This is a genomic window from Streptomyces sp. NPDC059499, from assembly GCF_042749285.1.
Lineage (GTDB): Bacteria > Actinomycetota > Actinomycetes > Streptomycetales > Streptomycetaceae > Streptomyces.
In genome coordinates, this window is the sequence record NZ_JBHYTT010000008.1 from 127749 (window position 1) to 145579 (window position 17831).

General features: G+C 69.0%; 19 protein-coding genes. 17 read left to right on the forward strand and 2 right to left on the reverse strand.

Going from position 1 to position 17831, the window contains the following annotated elements; genetic code table 11:
* The first annotated feature begins 108 nt into the window (after positions 1 to 108).
* The 9 genes from ACFW9O_RS20080 to ACFW9O_RS20120 all read left to right on the forward strand — a co-directional run bounded on the left by ACFW9O_RS20080 (position 109) and on the right by ACFW9O_RS20120 (position 8761).
* Positions 109 to 1092 (forward strand): sugar ABC transporter substrate-binding protein, encoded by a 984-nt coding sequence (locus ACFW9O_RS20080; protein WP_384610991.1) that lies wholly within the window; start codon positions 109 to 111, stop codon positions 1090 to 1092.
* Entirely contained in the window at positions 1089 to 2141 is a 1053-nt protein-coding gene (locus ACFW9O_RS20085; protein ID WP_384610993.1) for an ABC transporter permease, read from the forward strand. Before ACFW9O_RS20080 ends, ACFW9O_RS20085 begins: the two co-directional genes overlap by 4 nt.
* Positions 2138 to 2998: an ATP-binding cassette domain-containing protein gene (locus ACFW9O_RS20090; protein ID WP_384610995.1), complete on the forward strand. Its 861-nt coding sequence runs from the start codon at positions 2138 to 2140 to the stop codon at positions 2996 to 2998. Before ACFW9O_RS20085 ends, ACFW9O_RS20090 begins: the two co-directional genes overlap by 4 nt.
* 131 nt (positions 2999 to 3129) lie before the next feature.
* Positions 3130 to 4296 (forward strand): ROK family glucokinase, encoded by a 1167-nt coding sequence (locus tag ACFW9O_RS20095; protein WP_383186360.1) that lies wholly within the window; start codon positions 3130 to 3132, stop codon positions 4294 to 4296.
* 76 nt (positions 4297 to 4372) lie between these two features.
* On the forward strand, positions 4373 to 4981 hold the full coding sequence (locus ACFW9O_RS20100; RefSeq protein ID WP_351174120.1) for a hypothetical protein: 609 nt from the start codon (positions 4373 to 4375) through the stop codon (positions 4979 to 4981).
* A gap of 36 nt (positions 4982 to 5017) precedes the next feature.
* Positions 5018 to 7021 carry an alpha/beta fold hydrolase gene (locus tag ACFW9O_RS20105; protein WP_384610998.1) on the forward strand — a complete coding sequence of 668 codons (2004 nt, stop codon included), beginning with the start codon at positions 5018 to 5020 and terminating at the stop codon, positions 7019 to 7021.
* Between the two features lie 12 nt (positions 7022 to 7033).
* Complete coding sequence (locus ACFW9O_RS20110) at positions 7034 to 7681, forward strand: MBL fold metallo-hydrolase (protein ID WP_384610999.1); 648 nt, start codon at positions 7034 to 7036, stop codon at positions 7679 to 7681.
* A gap of 58 nt (positions 7682 to 7739) precedes the next feature.
* Positions 7740 to 8519, forward strand: coding sequence for an exodeoxyribonuclease III (locus ACFW9O_RS20115; protein ID WP_384611001.1), 780 nt, complete (start codon positions 7740 to 7742; stop codon positions 8517 to 8519).
* Between the two features lie 20 nt (positions 8520 to 8539).
* A complete protein-coding gene (locus ACFW9O_RS20120) occupies positions 8540 to 8761 on the forward strand; it encodes a hypothetical protein (protein WP_351174129.1) in 222 nt (73 codons plus the stop codon).
* A 12-nt stretch (positions 8762 to 8773) separates the two neighbouring features.
* Here the strand turns inward: ACFW9O_RS20120 and ACFW9O_RS20125 are convergent, their stop codons facing one another.
* Positions 8774 to 9055 (reverse strand): mycoredoxin, encoded by a 282-nt coding sequence (locus tag ACFW9O_RS20125; protein ID WP_384611003.1) that lies wholly within the window; start codon positions 9053 to 9055, stop codon positions 8774 to 8776.
* Between the two features lie 125 nt (positions 9056 to 9180).
* Here ACFW9O_RS20125 and ACFW9O_RS20130 point away from each other — a divergent pair, with 125 nt between their 5' ends.
* Positions 9181 to 9933, forward strand: coding sequence for a Clp protease N-terminal domain-containing protein (locus tag ACFW9O_RS20130; RefSeq protein ID WP_384611005.1), 753 nt, complete (start codon positions 9181 to 9183; stop codon positions 9931 to 9933).
* A 208-nt stretch (positions 9934 to 10141) separates the two neighbouring features.
* Here ACFW9O_RS20130 and ACFW9O_RS20135 read toward each other — a convergent pair whose 3' ends face one another.
* Positions 10142 to 10921 carry an SDR family NAD(P)-dependent oxidoreductase gene (locus ACFW9O_RS20135; protein ID WP_384611007.1) on the reverse strand — a complete coding sequence of 260 codons (780 nt, stop codon included), beginning with the start codon at positions 10919 to 10921 and terminating at the stop codon, positions 10142 to 10144.
* 108 nt (positions 10922 to 11029) lie between these two features.
* Here ACFW9O_RS20135 and ACFW9O_RS20140 point away from each other — a divergent pair, with 108 nt between their 5' ends.
* From ACFW9O_RS20140 to ACFW9O_RS20170, 7 genes are all read left to right on the forward strand, one after another.
* Entirely contained in the window at positions 11030 to 11491 is a 462-nt protein-coding gene (locus tag ACFW9O_RS20140) for a DUF6278 family protein (protein WP_384611008.1), read from the forward strand.
* A gap of 101 nt (positions 11492 to 11592) precedes the next feature.
* A complete protein-coding gene (locus ACFW9O_RS20145) occupies positions 11593 to 12336 on the forward strand; it encodes an amino acid ABC transporter ATP-binding protein (RefSeq protein ID WP_351174141.1) in 744 nt (247 codons plus the stop codon).
* An 11-nt stretch (positions 12337 to 12347) separates the two neighbouring features.
* Positions 12348 to 13262 carry a glutamate ABC transporter substrate-binding protein gene (locus ACFW9O_RS20150; protein WP_351174144.1) on the forward strand — a complete coding sequence of 305 codons (915 nt, stop codon included), beginning with the start codon at positions 12348 to 12350 and terminating at the stop codon, positions 13260 to 13262.
* 13 nt (positions 13263 to 13275) lie between these two features.
* Positions 13276 to 13920, forward strand: a complete 645-nt coding sequence (locus tag ACFW9O_RS20155; RefSeq protein WP_384611010.1) for an amino acid ABC transporter permease — start codon at positions 13276 to 13278, stop codon at positions 13918 to 13920.
* Positions 13917 to 14786, forward strand: coding sequence for an amino acid ABC transporter permease (locus tag ACFW9O_RS20160; RefSeq protein ID WP_384611012.1), 870 nt, complete (start codon positions 13917 to 13919; stop codon positions 14784 to 14786). The genes ACFW9O_RS20155 and ACFW9O_RS20160 overlap by 4 nt, the downstream gene beginning before the upstream one ends.
* Positions 14787 to 15641: 855 nt before the next feature.
* Positions 15642 to 16169, forward strand: coding sequence for a hypothetical protein (locus tag ACFW9O_RS20165; RefSeq protein WP_384611014.1), 528 nt, complete (start codon positions 15642 to 15644; stop codon positions 16167 to 16169).
* Positions 16170 to 16562: 393 nt separating this feature from the next.
* Positions 16563 to 17831, forward strand: a 1269-nt coding sequence (locus tag ACFW9O_RS20170) for an N-acetylmuramoyl-L-alanine amidase (protein ID WP_384611016.1), incomplete at its 3' end; no start/stop codon positions are given.

Genomic DNA, 17831 nt, shown 5'->3' on the forward strand with positions numbered 1-17831 from the left:
TGGGCGGCCGGGCCGGGAGTCCACTCTCCCCGGCTCCACCAGGCAGCACAGCGAGCAGCACAAGAAGGGCACGGCGTCGTGGCAAGGGTTCGGACAGGGGTACGTGCGATGGGTGCCGTGCTGGCAGCGGTCCTGGGAGCCTCCCTCATGGGATGCAGCAGCACCGGTGGCAAGCGGGCGGAGGAGCGCGCTGCCGAGGAGGCCGCCGAGGGCCGGTCCGCGGTGAACACGCCCCGCTGGACCTTCGCCATGGTCACCCACTCGGGCGACGGCGACACCTTCTGGGACATCGTCCAGAAGGGCGCCGAGCAGGCCGCCGTCAAGGACAACATCAACTTCCTCTACTCGCACAACGACGAGGCGCAGCAGCAGGCCGAGCTCGTCCAGACCGCGATCGACAAGGGCGTCGACGGGCTGATCGTCTCGCTGGCCAAGCCCGACGCGATGAAGGCCGTCGTCGCCAAGGCCACCGAGGCCGGCATCCCCGTGATCACGGTGAACTCGGGCTCCGCCGAGTCCAAGGCCTTCGGCGCCCTGACCCACATCGGGCAGGACGAGGCGATCGCGGGCGAGGCCGTCGGCGACGAGCTCGACAAGCGGGGCCGCAAGAAGGCGCTCTGCGTCCTGCACGAACAGGGCAACGTCGGCCACGAGCAGCGCTGCGGCGGAGCGAAGGAGAGCTTCGACGGCACGATGCAGAACCTGTACGTCGACGGCACCAACATGCCCGACGTCCAGGCCTCCATCGAGGCGAAGCTCGACGCCGACAAGAGCATCGACGCGGTCGTCACCCTCGGCGCCCCCTTTGCCGCGGCCGCGGTCAAGGCGAAGCAGACCGCGGGCAGCAAGGCCGAGATCGACACCTTCGACCTGAACGCCAGTGTCGCCACAGGCCTGCAGAACAAGACCCTCGGCTTCGCCGTCGACCAGCAGCCCTACCTCCAGGGGTACGAGGCCGTCGACCTGCTCTGGCTCTACCGCTACAACCGCAATGTGCTCGGCGGAGGCCTGCCCGTCCTGACCGGGCCGCAGATCATCACCGCCGACGACGCCGACGAGCTCGCCGAGTACACGAAGCGGGGGACCCGATGACAGCGACCGGGCAACCGGCGGCCCCGGAGAAGACCGACGAACGGCTGCTGCGCACCTCACCGCTGCGCAGGCTCCTCGGCCGCCCCGAGCTCGGCTCCGTCGTCGGCGCCGTGGCCGTCTTCCTCTTCTTCGCGATCGTCGCCGACAACTTCCTGCAGATGTCCAGCTTCGGCACGGTGCTGTACGCGGCGTCCACCATCGGGATCATGGCGGCGCCGGTGGCGCTCCTGATGATCGGCGGCGAGTTCGACCTCTCCGCCGGTGTGATGGTGACCAGCTCCGCGCTGATCTCGTCGATGTTCAGCTACCAGATGACCGCCAACGTCTGGGTCGGCGTCTTCGTGTCGCTGCTGGTCACCCTGTGCTTCGGCGCGTTCAACGGCTTCATGCTGACCCGCACCAAACTGCCCAGCTTCATCATCACGCTCGGCACGTTCCTCATGCTGACCGGCCTCAACCTCGGCTTCACCAAGCTGATCAGCGACACCGTGTCGACCAAGGCGATCGGCGACATGGAGGGCTTCGACTCGGCCCGCAAGGTCTTCGCCTCCCACCTCACCATCGGCGACATCGAGCTCAAGGTCACCATCCTGTGGTGGGTGGTGATCGTCGCCGTCGCCACCTGGATCCTGCTCCGCACCCGCTTCGGGAACTGGATCTTCGCCGTCGGCGGCGAGGCCGACGCGGCGCGCGCAGTCGGCGTACCGGTGATCCGTACGAAGGTCGGGCTCTACCTCGGGGTCGCCTTCGCCGCCTGGGTCTCCGGACAGCACCTGCTGTTCTCCTACGACGTGGTGCAGTCGGGCGAGGGCGTCGGCAACGAACTGACGTACATCATCGCGGCCGTCATCGGCGGCTGCCTGATCACCGGCGGCTACGGGTCCGCGATCGGGTCCGCGGTCGGCGCGATCATCTTCGGCATGACCAGCAAGGGCATCGTGTACGCGGAGTGGAACCCCGACTGGTTCAAGTTCTTCCTGGGGGCGATGCTGCTCCTGGCCACCCTGCTCAACGCATGGGTACGCAAGCGCGCGGAGGCGACGAAATGACGGCCCCCCAGGATCCGGCTCCCCGGGACTCGGCCCGGCGGGCGCTCGTCGCGCTCGAGCACGTCAGCAAGTTCTACGGCAACATCAAGGCCCTGGAGAACGTCTCGCTGGAGGTCCACTCGGGCGAGATCTCCTGCGTCCTCGGGGACAACGGCGCGGGCAAGTCCACCCTCATCAAGATCATCGCGGGACTGCACCGGCACGACTCCGGGACGTTCCTGATCGACGGCGAGGAGACCACGCTCGCCAACCCGCGCGACGCCCTGGACCGGGGCATCGCCACCGTCTACCAGGACCTCGCCGTCGTCCCGCTGATGCCGGTCTGGCGCAACTTCTTCCTCGGCTCGGAGCCGACGAAGGGCGCCGGCCCGTTCAGGCGCCTCGACGTGGAGCTGATGCGCACGACGACCCGCGCGGAGCTGTTGCGCATGGGCATCGACCTGCGGGACGTCGACCAGCCGATCGGCACCCTGTCCGGCGGTGAGCGCCAGTGCGTGGCCATCGCCCGCGCCGTGTACTTCGGCGCCAAGGTCCTCGTCCTGGACGAGCCCACCGCGGCGCTCGGGGTCAAGCAGTCCGGTGTCGTGCTGAAGTACGTCGCGGCCGCCCGGGACGCCGGGCTCGGCGTGGTTCTCATCACGCACAACCCGCACCACGCCTACCTCGTGGGCGACCGTTTCGTCCTGCTCAAGCGCGGCGCGATGTCCGGCAGCCACACCCGGGACAGCGTCACGCTCGACGAACTGACCCGTCAGATGGCCGGTGGCAGCGAGCTGGAGGAGCTCAGCCACGAGCTCGAGCGGGCCCCCGCGCCGGACCGCATCGGCGGCCGTCCGGTCGGCGACGACACCCCGTAGACGTCCCTGATGTTCCCCGCCCCCGGGCCGTCCACCGGTCACGGGGGCGTGGGAATGGCAGAATCGAGCACGGCGGGCACCGTCCGCCGCCGGAAGAACGACCAGCCGGCCCCCCGACCTGCGCAGGGACGATGAGCACGTACCGCGACTTCGCACACCGCGGCTCCGCCCGCGCCACCGTCCTGCGGACCGTAGGAACCCGGGAGCGGCGCTCGCACCTCACAGCGCCCCGTGTCCCCACCGTCGGCATCGACATCGGGGGTACGAAGGTGATGGCCGGCGTCGTCGACGCGGACGGCAACATCCTGGAGACCCTGCGTACCGAGACGCCGGACAAGTCCAAGAGCCCCAAGGTCGTCGAGGACACCATCGTCGAACTGGTCCTGGACCTCTCCGACCGGCACGACGTGCACGCCGTCGGCATCGGCGCGGCGGGCTGGGTCGACGCCGACCGCTCCAAGGTGCTGTTCGCCCCGCACCTGGCCTGGCGCGACGAACCCCTCCGGGACGCCATCGCCTCCCGCCTCGTGGTCCCCGTCATGGTCGACAACGACGCCAACACGGCGGCGTGGGCGGAGTGGCGCTTCGGCGCCGGCCGCGGCGAGGACCATCTGGTCATGATCACGCTCGGCACCGGCATCGGCGGCGCGATCCTGGAGGACGGGCACGTCAAGCGCGGCAAGTACGGCGTCGCGGGTGAGTTCGGGCACATGCAGGTGGTGCCCGGCGGGCACCGCTGCCCGTGCGGGAACCGCGGCTGCTGGGAGCAGTACAGCTCGGGCAACGCGCTGGTGCGCGAGGCCAGGGAACTGGCCGCGGCGGACTCCCCGGTGGCACACGGAATCATCGAGCGGGTCAAGGGCAACATCCCCGACATCACCGGGCCGCTCATCACCGAACTGGCCCGCGAGGGCGACGCGATGTGCGTCGAGCTCCTCCAGGACATCGGCCAGTGGCTGGGTGTCGGCATCGCCAACCTCGCGGCCGCCCTGGACCCGTCCTGCTTCGTCATCGGCGGCGGTGTGAGCGCGGCCGACGACCTCCTGATCGGCCCGGCCAGGGACGCCTTCAAACGCCACCTCACCGGCCGCGGATACCGTCCCGAGGCCCGGATCGCGAAGGCACAGCTCGGCCCGGAGGCGGGTATGGTCGGCGCCGCGGACCTGGCACGCCTGGTCGCCCGCAGATTCCGCCGGACCAACCGCCGGCGCGTCGAGCGGTACGAGCGGTACGCGCAGTTCTACGACCAGGCGGCGAGCACCATCCGCAACTCGCGGAGCACCCGCGCCGCCGACTGATCAGCGGCACTTCCGGCCACCCGCACTCCGCCCGTGCTCCGCAACTCCGCACCGTAGCTTCGAGGGACCACCGACCATGACCGCAGCCGAGCACCGCGCCGTGCCGCGCCAGTCCCCTTCTTCCGGATCTTCGGATTCCGGCGGTGACGGGACTCCTCCGCCGGACCGGCGCCGGGTGATCCGCCGACGGCTGATCACCCTGACGATCATCGTGCTGCTGATCGGCATCCCGGCCGGCTATCTGGTGATCTCCGCCGGCCAGAGCCGGCGCTCGGGCAAGGACAAGGAGGCCGAGGCCGCCGCGCAGGGACTGCGCGAGAGCTGGCCGTCCGGCATGCAGCGCCGGATCTTCGAGCTGCCGATCCCCGGCAATGCGATCGGGGTCCAGTACTACGAGACGAACAACTGGAAGGCCAGCCGGATGTACGTGAAGTTCCGTACGACATCCGCGGGGCTCGACCGGTTCCTGAGCGGCGTCGGGACCGGACGCGCGGCGCTGGAGACCGGCAAGGTCACCATCGCCGAACGCGACGTCAAGATCACCGGCTGGTACTTCGGGCCGGGCGTCGACTGGGCGGGAACCGTCCACAAGAACAAGGACCCGCGCCCCACGCAGGACATCACCGTCAACATGACGGATCCGGCCGCCCCGGTCGTCTACGTCGTGTCTGCGGCGACCCCCTGACGGGGAGCGGCCGGGCTGCTCATTACCCTGGAGCGAGTGAGTGAAGTGAGCGAGACGACCCCGCAGCCCGCCCAAGCCCCCCACCCCCCGCAACCGCAGCCCCCGCACCCCGTGGAACCAGCACAGGACGACCGGAGTCGGCAGCCCGGCCCCGCGCACGAACCGGTGCCGCAGCCCCCGCACCGGGACGGCCTGCCGCAGACGGCCGCACAGCCGGTGCAGGGCGAGCCGGTCCAGCGGATCCCGCAGGCGATACCCGGGCAGCAGTACGCAGGCACGGCGACGGCGCACGGGGAGGCCGTCCCGCCGCAGCACCCCGATACGCCACAGGGCCCGCGGCACGCGGAGCAGGGCCGGTCCGTCGAGACCACTCAGCCGCTCTCGGCGGAGCAGCTCGCACCCCTGCAGCTGCTCCGGCCGCTCCAGCAGTACCCGGGGGCCCCGGCGGAGGCACAGTCACCCCAGGCGCCGCAGCTTGGCGCGCCTCCGCAGTACCCCGGGCCGTCGCAGGGGCAGCAGCGCCCGGAGCCGTCGCGGCAGCAGGGGTTCGCGCAGGCACCGCTGCACCCCGGGCCGGCGCAGACAACGCACAGCGCCCCGCAGCACACGCAGCCGCCGCACGGCCCGCAGATCCCGGAGCCCCAGGGCCGGCCGATCCCGCAGCCGCAGGGCCCGCAGCCCCAGAGCCGCCCGATCCCGCAGCCCCAGGGCCCGCAGCCGCAGGGCCCGCAGCCCCAGGGCCGGCCCATCCCGCAGCCCCAGGCCTCGCAGGCGGGTCAGCTGCTCCAGTACCGCTTCGACGGGCCGGACGACGCACCTGTCCTCGTCATCGGTCCCTCTCTCGGAACGACCTGGCACATGTGGGACCGCCAGGTACCTGAGCTCTCGCAGCACTGGAGAATCTTCCGGTACGACCTGCCCGGGCACGGCGGAGCTCCCGCCCACTCCGCGGTGGCCGTCACCGACCTCGCCGACCGTCTGCTCGCCACGCTGGACAGCGTGGGCGTCCAGCGCTTCGGATACGCGGGCTGTTCCATCGGCGGCGCCGTGGGCGCCGACCTCGCGCTGCGCCACCCGCACAGGGTCGCTTCGCTCGTGCTGGTCGCGGCCTCGCCCCGCTTCGGCACCGCCGACGAATTCCGGCAGCGTGGCGTGATCGTCCGCAGCAACGGACTGGAGCCGATCGCCCGCACCGCCCCGGAGCGCTGGTTCACCCCCCACTTCGCCGCCGCCCAGCCGGCCATCGTCGAGTGGGCCGTCCAGATGGTGCGCACCACCGACCCCGGTTGCTACATCGCCTCCTGCGAGGCCCTGGCCTCCTTCGACATCCGTACGGAACTCTCCCGGATCGGCGTCCCGACCCTCGTCCTGGTCGGCGCCGAGGACAAGGTCACCGGACCCGCTGAGGCACGTACCCTCGTCGCCGGCATCCCGGACGCCCGGCTCGCCCTCGTCCCCGGAGCCTCCCACCTGGCCCCCGTCGAGCAGCCCGGTGCCGTCACCGATCTGCTCCTCATGCACTTCTCCACGACCTGGCAGGACACCCTGGCCTCGATCCCGGTACCGGCCGGGCCGGGGCTCACCGCTCCGTTCGTGCCCGTGGTGCCCGTCGCGGAGATCGGATCCGGGGCCGCACCCGAAGCGGCCACCATGGGGCGGCCGGACCGGTACGACAGCGGGATGAAGATCCGTCGCGAGGTGCTCGGCGACGCCCACGTGGATGCTGCCACGGCGGCGTCGGACGCCTTCACCGACGACTTCGAGGAGCTCGTCACCCGCTACGCCTGGGGCGAGATCTGGAACCGTGAAGGTCTCGACCGCAGGGCCCGCAGTTGCGTCACGCTCACCGCGGTGGTCGGCTCCGGCCATCTGGAGACCCTCGCGCAGCACGTGAGGGCGGCGCTGCGCAACGGACTCACCCCCGTCGAGATCAAGGAGGTGCTGCTGCAGACGGCCGTCTACTGCGGCATCCCGGCGGCCGGCGCCGCGTTCGCCATCGCGCAGTCCGTGATCCAGGAGGAAACCACACCTCCCGCGTAGCAGGATGTGCGTATGAACGCACCTTCTCTCACCCTCACGAAGCACGCGCACTCCTGCATCCGACTGGAGCGACAGGGCCAGGCGCTCGTCATCGACCCCGGCGGCTTCTCGGAGGACGACGCCGCCGTCGGTGCCGACGCGATCCTGGTGACGCACGAGCACCCGGACCACTTCGACGAGGCCCGGGTGCGGGCGGGTCTGGAGTCCAACCCGGCCGCGCAGGTGTGGACCCTGCGCAGCGTGGCCGGGCAGCTCTCCGCCGCGTTCCCCGGGCGCGTCCACACGGTCGGCCACGGCGACACGTTCACCGCCGCCGGGTTCGACGTACAGGTGCACGGAGAGCTGCACGCGGTGATTCACCCGGACATCCCGAGGGTCACCAACATCGGCTTCCTGGTGGGCGGTTCGGTTTTCCACCCGGGCGACGCCCTGACCGTTCCGGACCACCCCGTGGACACGCTGATGCTGCCGGTGATGGCCCCCTGGAGCAAGATCTCGGAGGTCATCGACTACGTACGTGAGGTGAAGCCGCGGCGCGCGATCGACATCCATGACGCCCTGCTCACCGATCTTGCCCGCCCGATCTACGACCGGCAGATCGGCGGCCTGGGCGGAGCCGATCACGGCCGGCTGACTCCGGGCGACACGACCCGGCTCTGACCCGCCGGGAGCGGGGGACCGCGGTACGACTGTCAGTGGGAGCGGATAGGTTTACTGCATGCGCATTGCCACCTGGAACGTCAATTCGATCACCGCCCGGCTCCCGAGGCTGCTGGCCTGGCTGGAGAGCACCGGCACGGACGTGCTGTGCATCCAGGAGACCAAGTGCACGGCCGAGCAGTTCCCCGCCGAAGCGCTGCGCGAACTGGGCTACGAGTCCGCGGTGAACGCCACGGGCCGGTGGAACGGGGTGGCGCTGGTCTCCCGGGTGGGCCTCCAGGACGTGGTGACGGGCCTGCCCGACGGGCCCGCCTACGAAGGCGTGCAGGAGCCGAGGGCGATCTCCGCGACGTGCGGTCCGGTCCGCGTCTGGTCGGTCTACGTCCCCAACGGCCGCGAGGTCGCGCACGATCACTACGCGTACAAGCTGAGCTGGTTCGAGGCCCTGCAGAAGGCGGTCGCCGAGGACGCCGCGGGGACCCTGCCGTTCGCCGTCCTCGGTGACTTCAACGTCGCGCCGACGGACGAGGACGTCTGGGACCCGGCGCTTTTCGAGGGGGCCACCCATGTGACCCCCGCCGAGCGCGCCGCGCTGGCCACGCTCCGCGAGGAGGGGCTGTCGGACGTGATGCCCCGACCGCTCAAGTACGACCGTCCGTACACCTTCTGGGACTACCGCGAGCTGCGCTTCCCGAAGAACAGGGGCATGCGCATCGACCTCGTCTACGGCAACGCCCCGTTCACGGCGGCCGTCAAGGACAGCTACGTCGACCGCGAGGAGCGCAAGGGGAAGGGCGCGTCCGATCACGCCCCGGTGGTCGTGGACCTCGACCTCTGAGCGCCGGGCGGGGGAGTCCGGTGAACGAACGCGAGGGCCGCGACTGGACGGCCATGACCCCCGCGGACTTCGATCCCGACGCCCCACTCCTGCTGGACGTGGGCACCGGCCCCGTCGTCATCCCGGCCGAGCCGGCCGAGTGCGGTACGCCGCCGCTGTTCGGGGTGGAGAAACCCGCACCGCGCGCCGCGCGCACCGACAGGCGGCCGGTCGCCCCGGTGACCCAGGAAGGCCTTTTCTGAGGGACCGGCGGGTCAGCCGCCTTTCGTGGGCAGCAGGTGCGGGGCGTGCTCGGTGACGGCACGCACCACCTCGCGCGTGGACGGGTTCACCATCGCGTGCCCAGCCACCCGGACCGTCGGCACGGTCTCGTTGCCGTCCGCGACCGAGCGCACGAAGGCGGCGGCCTCCGGGTCCCTCCAGATGTTCACCTCGGTGTAGGTCAGCCCCGAGAAGCGCAGCCGCAGCCGCAGTTTCATGCAGAACGGGCAGCCGGGCCGCCAGTAGACGACCATGCCGTCGCGGTCCCCGGTCATCGAATGCCCTTCCGTTCACGTCCGTTGCTCCGACTCAGCCAACCCCGCGGCGTGCGCAGAGGCAAGGGCCCCAGGCTGTCAACCATCGGTTGACACCCTTCTTGTTGTCAACCTAGGGTTGCCCCATGACGAAGCCACTCGGGCCCAACCCTCCCATCCGTCTCGACGACCTCATCGAGGCGATCAAGAAGACCCACGCCGACGCACTGGAGCAGCTCTCCGGAGCAGTCGTCGCCGCGGATCACCTCGGCGAGATCGCCGACCACCTCATCGGCCACTTCGTCGATCAGGCGCGGCGCTCGGGTGCCTCGTGGACAGACATCGGCAGGAGCATGGGCGTCACCCGGCAGGCCGCCCAGAAGAGGTTCGTGGCCAAGAAGTCCGACGAGACGGCGGACCTGGACCCGAGTCAGGGATTCGGGCGGTTCACCGAGCAGGCCCGGAACGTCGCGGTGGGCGCGCACAACGAGGCCCACGCGGCCCGCAACGACGAGGTGCGCACCGAGCACCTGGTCCTCGGGCTCCTCGGGGATCCCGACACCCTCGCCGCCCGAGTGATCACGGGGCAGGGCGTGTCACCGGCCGCGGTCCGCGAGGCCGTGGTCCTCGCCCTGCCGGCGGCGGCCGAGGAGGTCCCCGAGCTCATCCCGTACGACGCGGGAGCGCGCAAGGTCCTGGAGCTGACGTTCCGGGAGGCACTGCGGCTGGGCCACGACTACGTGGGGACGGAGCACATCCTGCTGGCCCTGCTGGAGTTCGAGGGCGGCTCGGGCGTCCTCACGGGGCTGGGCATCGACAAGGAGGCGGCGACGGCGTCCATCGCCGCGGAGACCGCCGCCGGGGAAAAAGATGCGGCGGCCGGGGGCACCGACAACTAGGGTGAGGTCGTCGAGCGCCCGGTGCGCAGGCAACGGATACTTCTTTCTGCAAAAAAGAGGACCCAGGTTCGAATCCTGGCGGTCCGGCTCCGGCCGGGCTGTGGTGCAGCGGCCAAGCATCTTGTCTCCGTCGCCGACTCCGATCTCGGGCGCCCGTACGCCTTGATGCCGCCCCCACCGGGGGCGGCATCGCGCGTTTCCGTACCGGTCAGTGGACGGAGAATCCGCCGTCCACGAAGATCGACTGCCCGGTGACGTACGACGAGGCCGCACTCGCCAGGAACACCGCGGCACCGGCGAAGTCCTCGGCCAGGCCGTTGCGGCCGACCATGGTGCGGGCGGCCAGTGCCGCCACCTTTCCGGGATCGGACGACAGCCGCCGGTTGAGCGGCGTCATGACGAAGCCGGGCACCAGGGTGTTGGACGTGACGCCGCGCGGGGACCATGCCTCGGCCTCCGAGCGGGCCAGCGACTCCAGCGCACCCTTGGAGACCCCGTAGGCACCGCTCTGCACGAACGCCCTGTGCGCCTGCTGCGACGTGATGTGGATGATCCGCCCGTAACCCCGCTCCGCCATGCCCGGTCCGTACCGCCGGCCCAGCAGATGAGGCGCCTTGAGGTTCAGCGCCATCGTGGTGTCCCACACGTCCTCGTCGAGCTCGTCCATCGGCGGCCGCAGATTGATCCCTGCGCAGTTGACGAGAATGTCCGGCTCACCGAACACGGCCGCCGCCTCGTCGCCCGCCGTGCGCACACCCTCGCTCGTCCCCAGATCCGCGCTCACCCACGCGGCCCGGCAGCCGTCCGCCGTGAGCTCGTCGGCGGTCCGCTGCAACTCCGACTCCCTGCGCGCCACGATCACGACGCTCGCACCCGCGTGTGCGAGCGCCCCGGTGATCGCCCTGCCGATGCCCGAACTTCCGCCGGTCACCACGGCGACCCGGCCGTCCAGGGAGAAGAGTTCGGAGAGATAGTTCTGCGATGTCATATCCGCAGCTTAGGTAGGTTGCCCGGGGCAACTCCGTCCCGGGTCCCGAATCAGGAACAGTCGCGCGCCCTGCGGCGCGGAACAGGCCCGAGGTGGGATCCTAGTGGTATGAACATCCCTTTCCTGGACAACTGGCGTAAGCGTCAGGGCGGTACGCAGGGGGTGGCTCTCGCGGCTGCCGTCCGAACCGATCCGGACGGCATCGCCGAACTGTTCGCAGAATGCGAGCTGCTGCGTGCCCGGGCAGGGCAGGCCGGACTCGAACTCGACGACAGTCCCGCCTCGTTGTCCGCGCTCGACCAGCTCCCGCCGCTGTGGCGCGACGACCCGGAGGAGCTGCCCTGGCTGGGCAACGACGCGGGCCTGTACCTGGGCACCGTTCTGGTGCGCACCGTCCCCGGCGCCGCGTGGGACATCCTGGCCGGCGGCCGGCCGGTCGTGCGCCTGGCCTCGGGCCGGGAGATCGACGTCGTCGCGGCAGGTCTGGACTGGGCGATGTCGGGTAGCCCGGAGCTCTCCGAGATGTACGCGGAGTCTGCGGAGATCGGCCCAGGGCCCAAAGCGCGATAAGCAGCCTTATGCGCTATTGGTGCGTGTCGGGCGAGAAGTCCGTTGCGGGCCTGCATAGTTTGCGCTGACCTCGACACAGCGATAAGTGGGTAGGGCAGCGTATGGCCGTCGATCCGTTGATCGAGCTGCGGGACGTACACAAGTATTTCGGAGAGTTGCACGTTCTGCAGAACATCAATCTCACCGTCGGCCGCGGGGAGGTGGTGGTGGTCATCGGCCCTTCCGGATCAGGCAAATCAACGCTCTGTCGGACCATCAACAGACTCGAGACGATCGAGTCCGGCTACATCGCCATCGACGGGACCCCCCTTCCCGAGGAGGGGAAGGGGCTTGCTCAGCTCAGGGCCGAAGTCGGCATGGTCTTCCAGTCGTTCAACCTGTTCGCGCACAAGACCGTGCTGGACAACGTCTCGCTCGCCCAGATCAAGGTCCGCAAGCGCAAGAAGGACGAGGCCGACCAGCGGTCCCGTGAACTGCTGGAGCGGGTCGGGCTCGCCTCGCAGGCCGACAAGCTCCCCGCGCAGCTCTCCGGCGGCCAGCAGCAGCGCGTGGCCATCGCCCGCGCGCTGGCGATGGATCCCAAGGCGCTCCTCTTCGACGAGCCCACCTCGGCGCTCGACCCGGAGATGATCAACGAAGTGCTCGAGGTCATGCGGCAACTCGCCCGCGAGGGCATGACCATGGTGGTCGTCACGCACGAGATGGGGTTCGCCCGGTCGGCGGCCAACCGCGTGGTGTTCATGTCCGAAGGCTGCGTCATCGAGGACCGCACACCGGAGGACTTCTTCACCGCCCCGGAGAGCGACCGCGCCAAGGACTTCCTGTCCAAGATCCTCAAGCACTGACAGGGGGCACCGTGTTGCGTACGAGAAACCTCGCGGCCGCGCTGGCCTGCCTCCTGCTCGCCGTGCTCGTCGCCGGATGCGGCCGGGAGGGCAGCCCGCCGGTCAAGGGACCGAAGGCCGGGGCGCTGCCCCAGTACACGGTCGACAAGGGTTTCGAGCTGCCCGAGTCCAAGACCTGGACGAAGGCCAAGAAGCGTGGATACCTGGTCGTCGGAGCCAAGGAGGACCAGCCCTATCTCGGCGAGAAGGATCCGGCCACCGGCATCTTCTCCGGCTTCGACATCGAGATCGCCCGCATGATGGCTGCGTCCCTCGGCTTCGAACCGGACACGATCCGCTTCCGGACCATCGCCTCCGCCAACCGTGAGACGGCACTCCAGAACGGGCAGATCGACTACTACGTCGGCACCTACACGATCAACGACATGCGCAAGAAGCTCGTCGGCTTCGCGGGGCCGTACTACATGGCCGGGCAGGGGCTGCTGGTGCGCACCGACGAGAACGACATCAACGGGCCGCAGGACCTGGCGGGCAAGACCGTCTGCTCGGCCGCCGGATCCACCCCGTACCAGCGCATCGCCGCCGACTACCCGAAGGCGGACCTCGTCGCCTACGACACGTACTCGATCTGCGTCGACAACCTCCTGACCTACCAGGTCGACGTCGTCACCACCGACGACGCCATCCTGCTGGGCTTCGCGGCCAAGGCCCCGGACGAGATGAAGGTCGTCGGCAAGCCCTTCTCCGAGGAGCCCTACGGCATCGGCGTCCCGCGCAGCGACAACGCGCTGCGGTTCGCCCTCAACGACGCCCTCGAAGAGAACGAGAAGAACGGCAACTGGAAGAAGGCCTTCGAGGCGACGCTGGGCCTGTCCGGGGTGCCCGCGCCGACACCTCCGCCCATCGACAACTATCCGGCGAACTGAGGGGCCGGCCACCATGGATGTACTCACAGAGAACTTCTCCCTCTACGGCGAGGGCTTCCTCGGCACCGTCGAGCTCACCGTCTACGCCTCGATCCTGGCGCTCGTACTCGGCTTCCTCATGGCGTCCTTCCGGGTCGCGCCCGTCGGCTCGCTCCGGGTGATCGGCACCGTCTGGGTGACGGTGCTCCGCAACACCCCGCTGACGCTGCTCTTCTTCGCCGTCCTGCTGGGGCTGCCGCGCTTCGGGCTGGTGCTGCCGTTCCAGGTCTTCGCGGTCCTCGCCCTCGGCTGCTACACCTCGGCCTTCATCTGCGAGGCGCTGCGCTCCGGCATCAACACCGTGCCCACGGGACAGGGTGAGGCGTCCCGCAGCCTCGGCATGTCCTTCGGCCAGACGCTCGGCAGCGTCGTGCTGCCGCAGGCCTTCCGTTCGGTGATCCCGCCGATCGGATCGACGCTCATCGCCCTCGCCAAGAACTCGGCGATCGCCGGCGCGTTCAGCGTCACCGAACTGCTCGGTGTGTACAAGCCCCTCAACGAACTCGGCTACAGCATCATCTGGACCTTCGTCTGGATCGCCGTCGGCTACCTGATCATCACCCTGACCATCAGTGCGCTCTTCAACGTGATGGAGAAGCGCTGGGGAGTCGCCCGATGACCCACTCCACCGTCTCCGCGACCGCCCTCTACGACATTCCGGGGCCGGTCACCCGCAAGAGGCACTTCACCTACGGAGTCCTCTCGACGATCGTGATCCTGGCGCTGGTCGGCTGGGTGCTGTACCTGCTCTTCGACACCGACCAGTTCACCAGCGAGAAGTGGCGGCCCTTCACGTACAAGGGCATTCAGGAGCTGCTGCTCCGCGGGCTCGGCAACACCCTCAAGGCGTTCGCGTACGCGGCGGTGCTCTCCCTGGCGCTCGGGGCGGTGCTCGCCGTCGGGCGGCTGTCCGTGCACCGCCCGGTGCGCTGGGTCTCGACGTTGCTGGTCGAGTTCTTCCGGGCCATGCCCGTCCTGGTGATGATCTTCTTCATCTTCGTCGCGCTGAAGGTGCAGCCGCTGCCCGCGCTCGTTGCCGGACTGACGCTGTACAACGGATCCGTGCTCGCCGAGGTCTTCCGTACCGGAATCAACTCGGTCGACCGGGGCCAGCGGGAGGCGGGGTACGCCCTCGGCATGCGCAAGACACAGGTCACCACCTTCGTCCTGGCCCCGCAGGCCGTGCGCGCCATGCTGTCGACCATCATCAGCCAGCTGGTGGTGGCCCTGAAGGACACCTCGCTCGGCTATCTGATCACCTACGAGGAGTTCCTCCACGCGGGCAAGCTGATCGCCTCGAACCTCGACTACGGGCTCCCTTTCATCCCCGTGGTGATGGTGATCTCGCCCATCTACATCGGGATGTGCATGCTGCTCTCCTGGTTCGCCAACTGGGTGGCCGGACGGGAGCGCCGCAACCCGAAGACCAAGGCGGTGGGCGTGACCCCCACCGAACCGGGGACGTTCCTGCCGGGCGCGAAGTAACCGACAGCCGCCCCACGGGCGGGCCGGAAAGGGCAGTGCCCGCCCGGCAGCAGCCGGTGATCACTCCTCGCACAAGCGGAACCGGGGCAGTCCCCGGTTCCGCGCCGGCGGGGGGAAGGTCAGCTGTGTGCCGGTCGGATCGCGCTCGACGCGGAGCGGATCGACGGAGTCGATCATCAGGGCGGGCCCGTGTCCGTCCGTGGAACCTATAGGGGGCGTTGCCGACCAGCATGCCGAGGCCGAGCGGGCCCACGTCGCGGAGGCAGGCGACGAGGGTGCCGCTCCGCTTGGTGCCGGTGGCCGTGAACGGACTGACAGCCGGATGCCATCGGGCTTCGGTGGGCACCCGTCCCCGTACGCCCGGGAGTTGACCAACTCCAGCAGCAGCGCGAGCGGAAACGCTACGGCTTCCACCGGCGAAGGCCGCAGCAGAGCTGTTCGCGAACTCCTCGAAGGCGACGACGCCTTCGCGACACCAGCCGATGACCTATTTCCGCCGGGCAGAAAGGCGGGCCTGGGAAATCGACCTGGCCGAGACCGCATACCCCCTGGTCCCTGTGCGTCGGAGGTTCCGAACATCTCACCGCTGCCGCCCCGGGATGCCTGCAACCCGGGCTTTTGAGCTGTGCCGCAAGTGCCTGTCTGTGCAAACACCCGGGTGCGAGTATGTCCGGCAACGCAATAAGCGGAGAGGCACTGAAGGACCCGAAACGTACACGCACGTAGGGGGATCGACCAGTCTTCCGCGGCCTTCTCCACCGCGCGGCCGTACGCGTCGGCGGTCCTTTCCGGAGAAAGGGACGACGCTCACAGGCAGTCGGAGTTACAACAACGGATCGGACAAGGACAATGCTCATGCGTTTCAAGTCTGCGGTTCTCTCGCTCGGCATCGCCGCGGTGTGTACGGGGCTCGCCGCTTCCCCGGCCACCGCCTACGTCAACACCGACCTCTCGAAAATGGTGTGGACCCGGGACACCGGCCAGTGCTTGAACACCTGTGTCCTCGAGGACTGGGCGAACGACCTCTCCGGCACCTTCTTCAAGCGTGATGTCGGCGGCACAGCCCTCAAGATGCACATATACAAGGGCAGCACGACCGTCGCCCAAGTCGAATTCCACCCGTACGACGATGTGCTGTGGGTCTACGACGGCGCCAACGACGGCGACACGATCTACGTCCGCCTGAAGTGGGACGAAGGCCCGTTCACGAACGCCGTCGACGCGAAGTACTGGGCGCCGGGCGCCTCGACGGTGATCGACTCCAACAAGGTTCAGCTCGCCCCTGACGACGACATCGACGAGGGTACCGAGGTGCAGCTCCGCATCTACGACGACAAGGCGCTGACCGACCCGATTACCGGGTGGTACACCGTCGTTGCCTGACTCTCGGGACGGCCGTGCAGGAAAGCGGTCGGAGCACCGAGGCTTCATGGCCGACCGTCAGCTGAGGCCGGCGGCCGGTCTGCGAGGGAGCTTCGATGGCCCGGTCGAGACGGGCGACCTCCTTGGAGTTGCCAGGACGGCCTCAAGCCCGGCGTCGAGTCCGTCGGCCGACTCGGCAGGGGTTCTGGTCAGGCCGACCTCGCTGAAGTGCACACGGAGCATGTCGTACTCCCCCGATGAGCTCACCTTTTGCGGTCAGCCGCAACAGCATGGCCGAGCGCCCGCCGCCGGGCAATCCTGAGTCTCCCGGAGCATGAAAGCGCTTCGACTCAGGCAAGGCCCCACGCGTCTTGAGGTACCGGCCGACCCACCCCTGGAAGGAAAGCCCACATCATGCCGATACATCTTCGCCCTCGATCGGATTGGGCGCAGTACGTCACCGCAGATCCACGAATCGCCTTGCTCGCGGCGACTCTAGGAAAAGCGGCAGTCGTGATGCGTGCCGAAACTCCGACGGCGAACGAAAACCTGTGGGAGCCGTGGACAGGCGGTGTATTCATTCACCACAGAGGAGAGGGCACGTTCCGGCCCGACTCGGAACGCGACTGCCAGGTGGAAATAGCAAAGGCTTGGGCGAGCGGCTATTTCGATGTTGATGACATTCACTACAACTTCCTGGTATGCCCGCACGGGGAAATCTACGAAGGCCGAGGATACCGGCGAGCCGAGGCCAATGCTCGCGGCCATGTGAACGGTATCGGGCGAAACACCGGCTTCTATTCGATATGTGGTCTCCTTCGCTCGGAGGACAACCCGACCCAGGCCATGCGGGATTCGATCAAGAACCTGATCTGGCATCTCCGGACCGAGACCTTGGCGAGCCTGGCGGCGGGAAGCCTCCTGGTGCCCCACTCCCTGGGCTACGACACGGAGTGTCCCGGAAACCTCACTTCGTATGCGAAGGCGGGCTCTTCGATGGATCCCGGCATGCCCACGGCCGGGAAGGAGACCAACGGGCTGCAGATCATTTCACGCGGCCAGTGGGGAGCTCGTCCACCTCGCGACGAGGACTTCGCCTCGCCGTCGCAGCGCACAGGATTCGCCGTGCACTATTCGGCCGGTCCGACGTCCCAGACTCCCCGGGCCATCCAGAACTACCACATGGACGGCAACGGGTGGTGGGACATCGGTTACAACTTCCTGGTGGACCGCTCCGGCCGAATATTCGAGGGGCGAGGCTGGATGACTGTCGGCGCACATGCGACGGGCTACAACACGAGCCACTTCGGTGTGTGCTTCATCGGACGGGACGGCGACGCGACCCAGACCGCCAAGAACTCCATCCGCAGCCTCTACCACGCCGCGAACGGATACGCGGGAAAGGCGCTCACCAGGACGTACCACAGCGCGATCGGCTCCACGGCCTGCCCCGGCAACGATCTCCGGACCTGGGTGCGGAACGGCATGCCGGGAACCACGTACCCCATCGTCGGCGGGCAGCCGGTATACAACGGTGAACCCCCGAGCGACGGCTCGGCCGGCGGCCTGACCAGCGTCCGTTCCATCGCCGCGCAGCAGCGTGCCGTCAACGGCCTGGGCCACACGCCGCAGTTGGACGTCGACGGTACTTTCGGACCGCTGACCAACGCCGGAGTGAAGTGG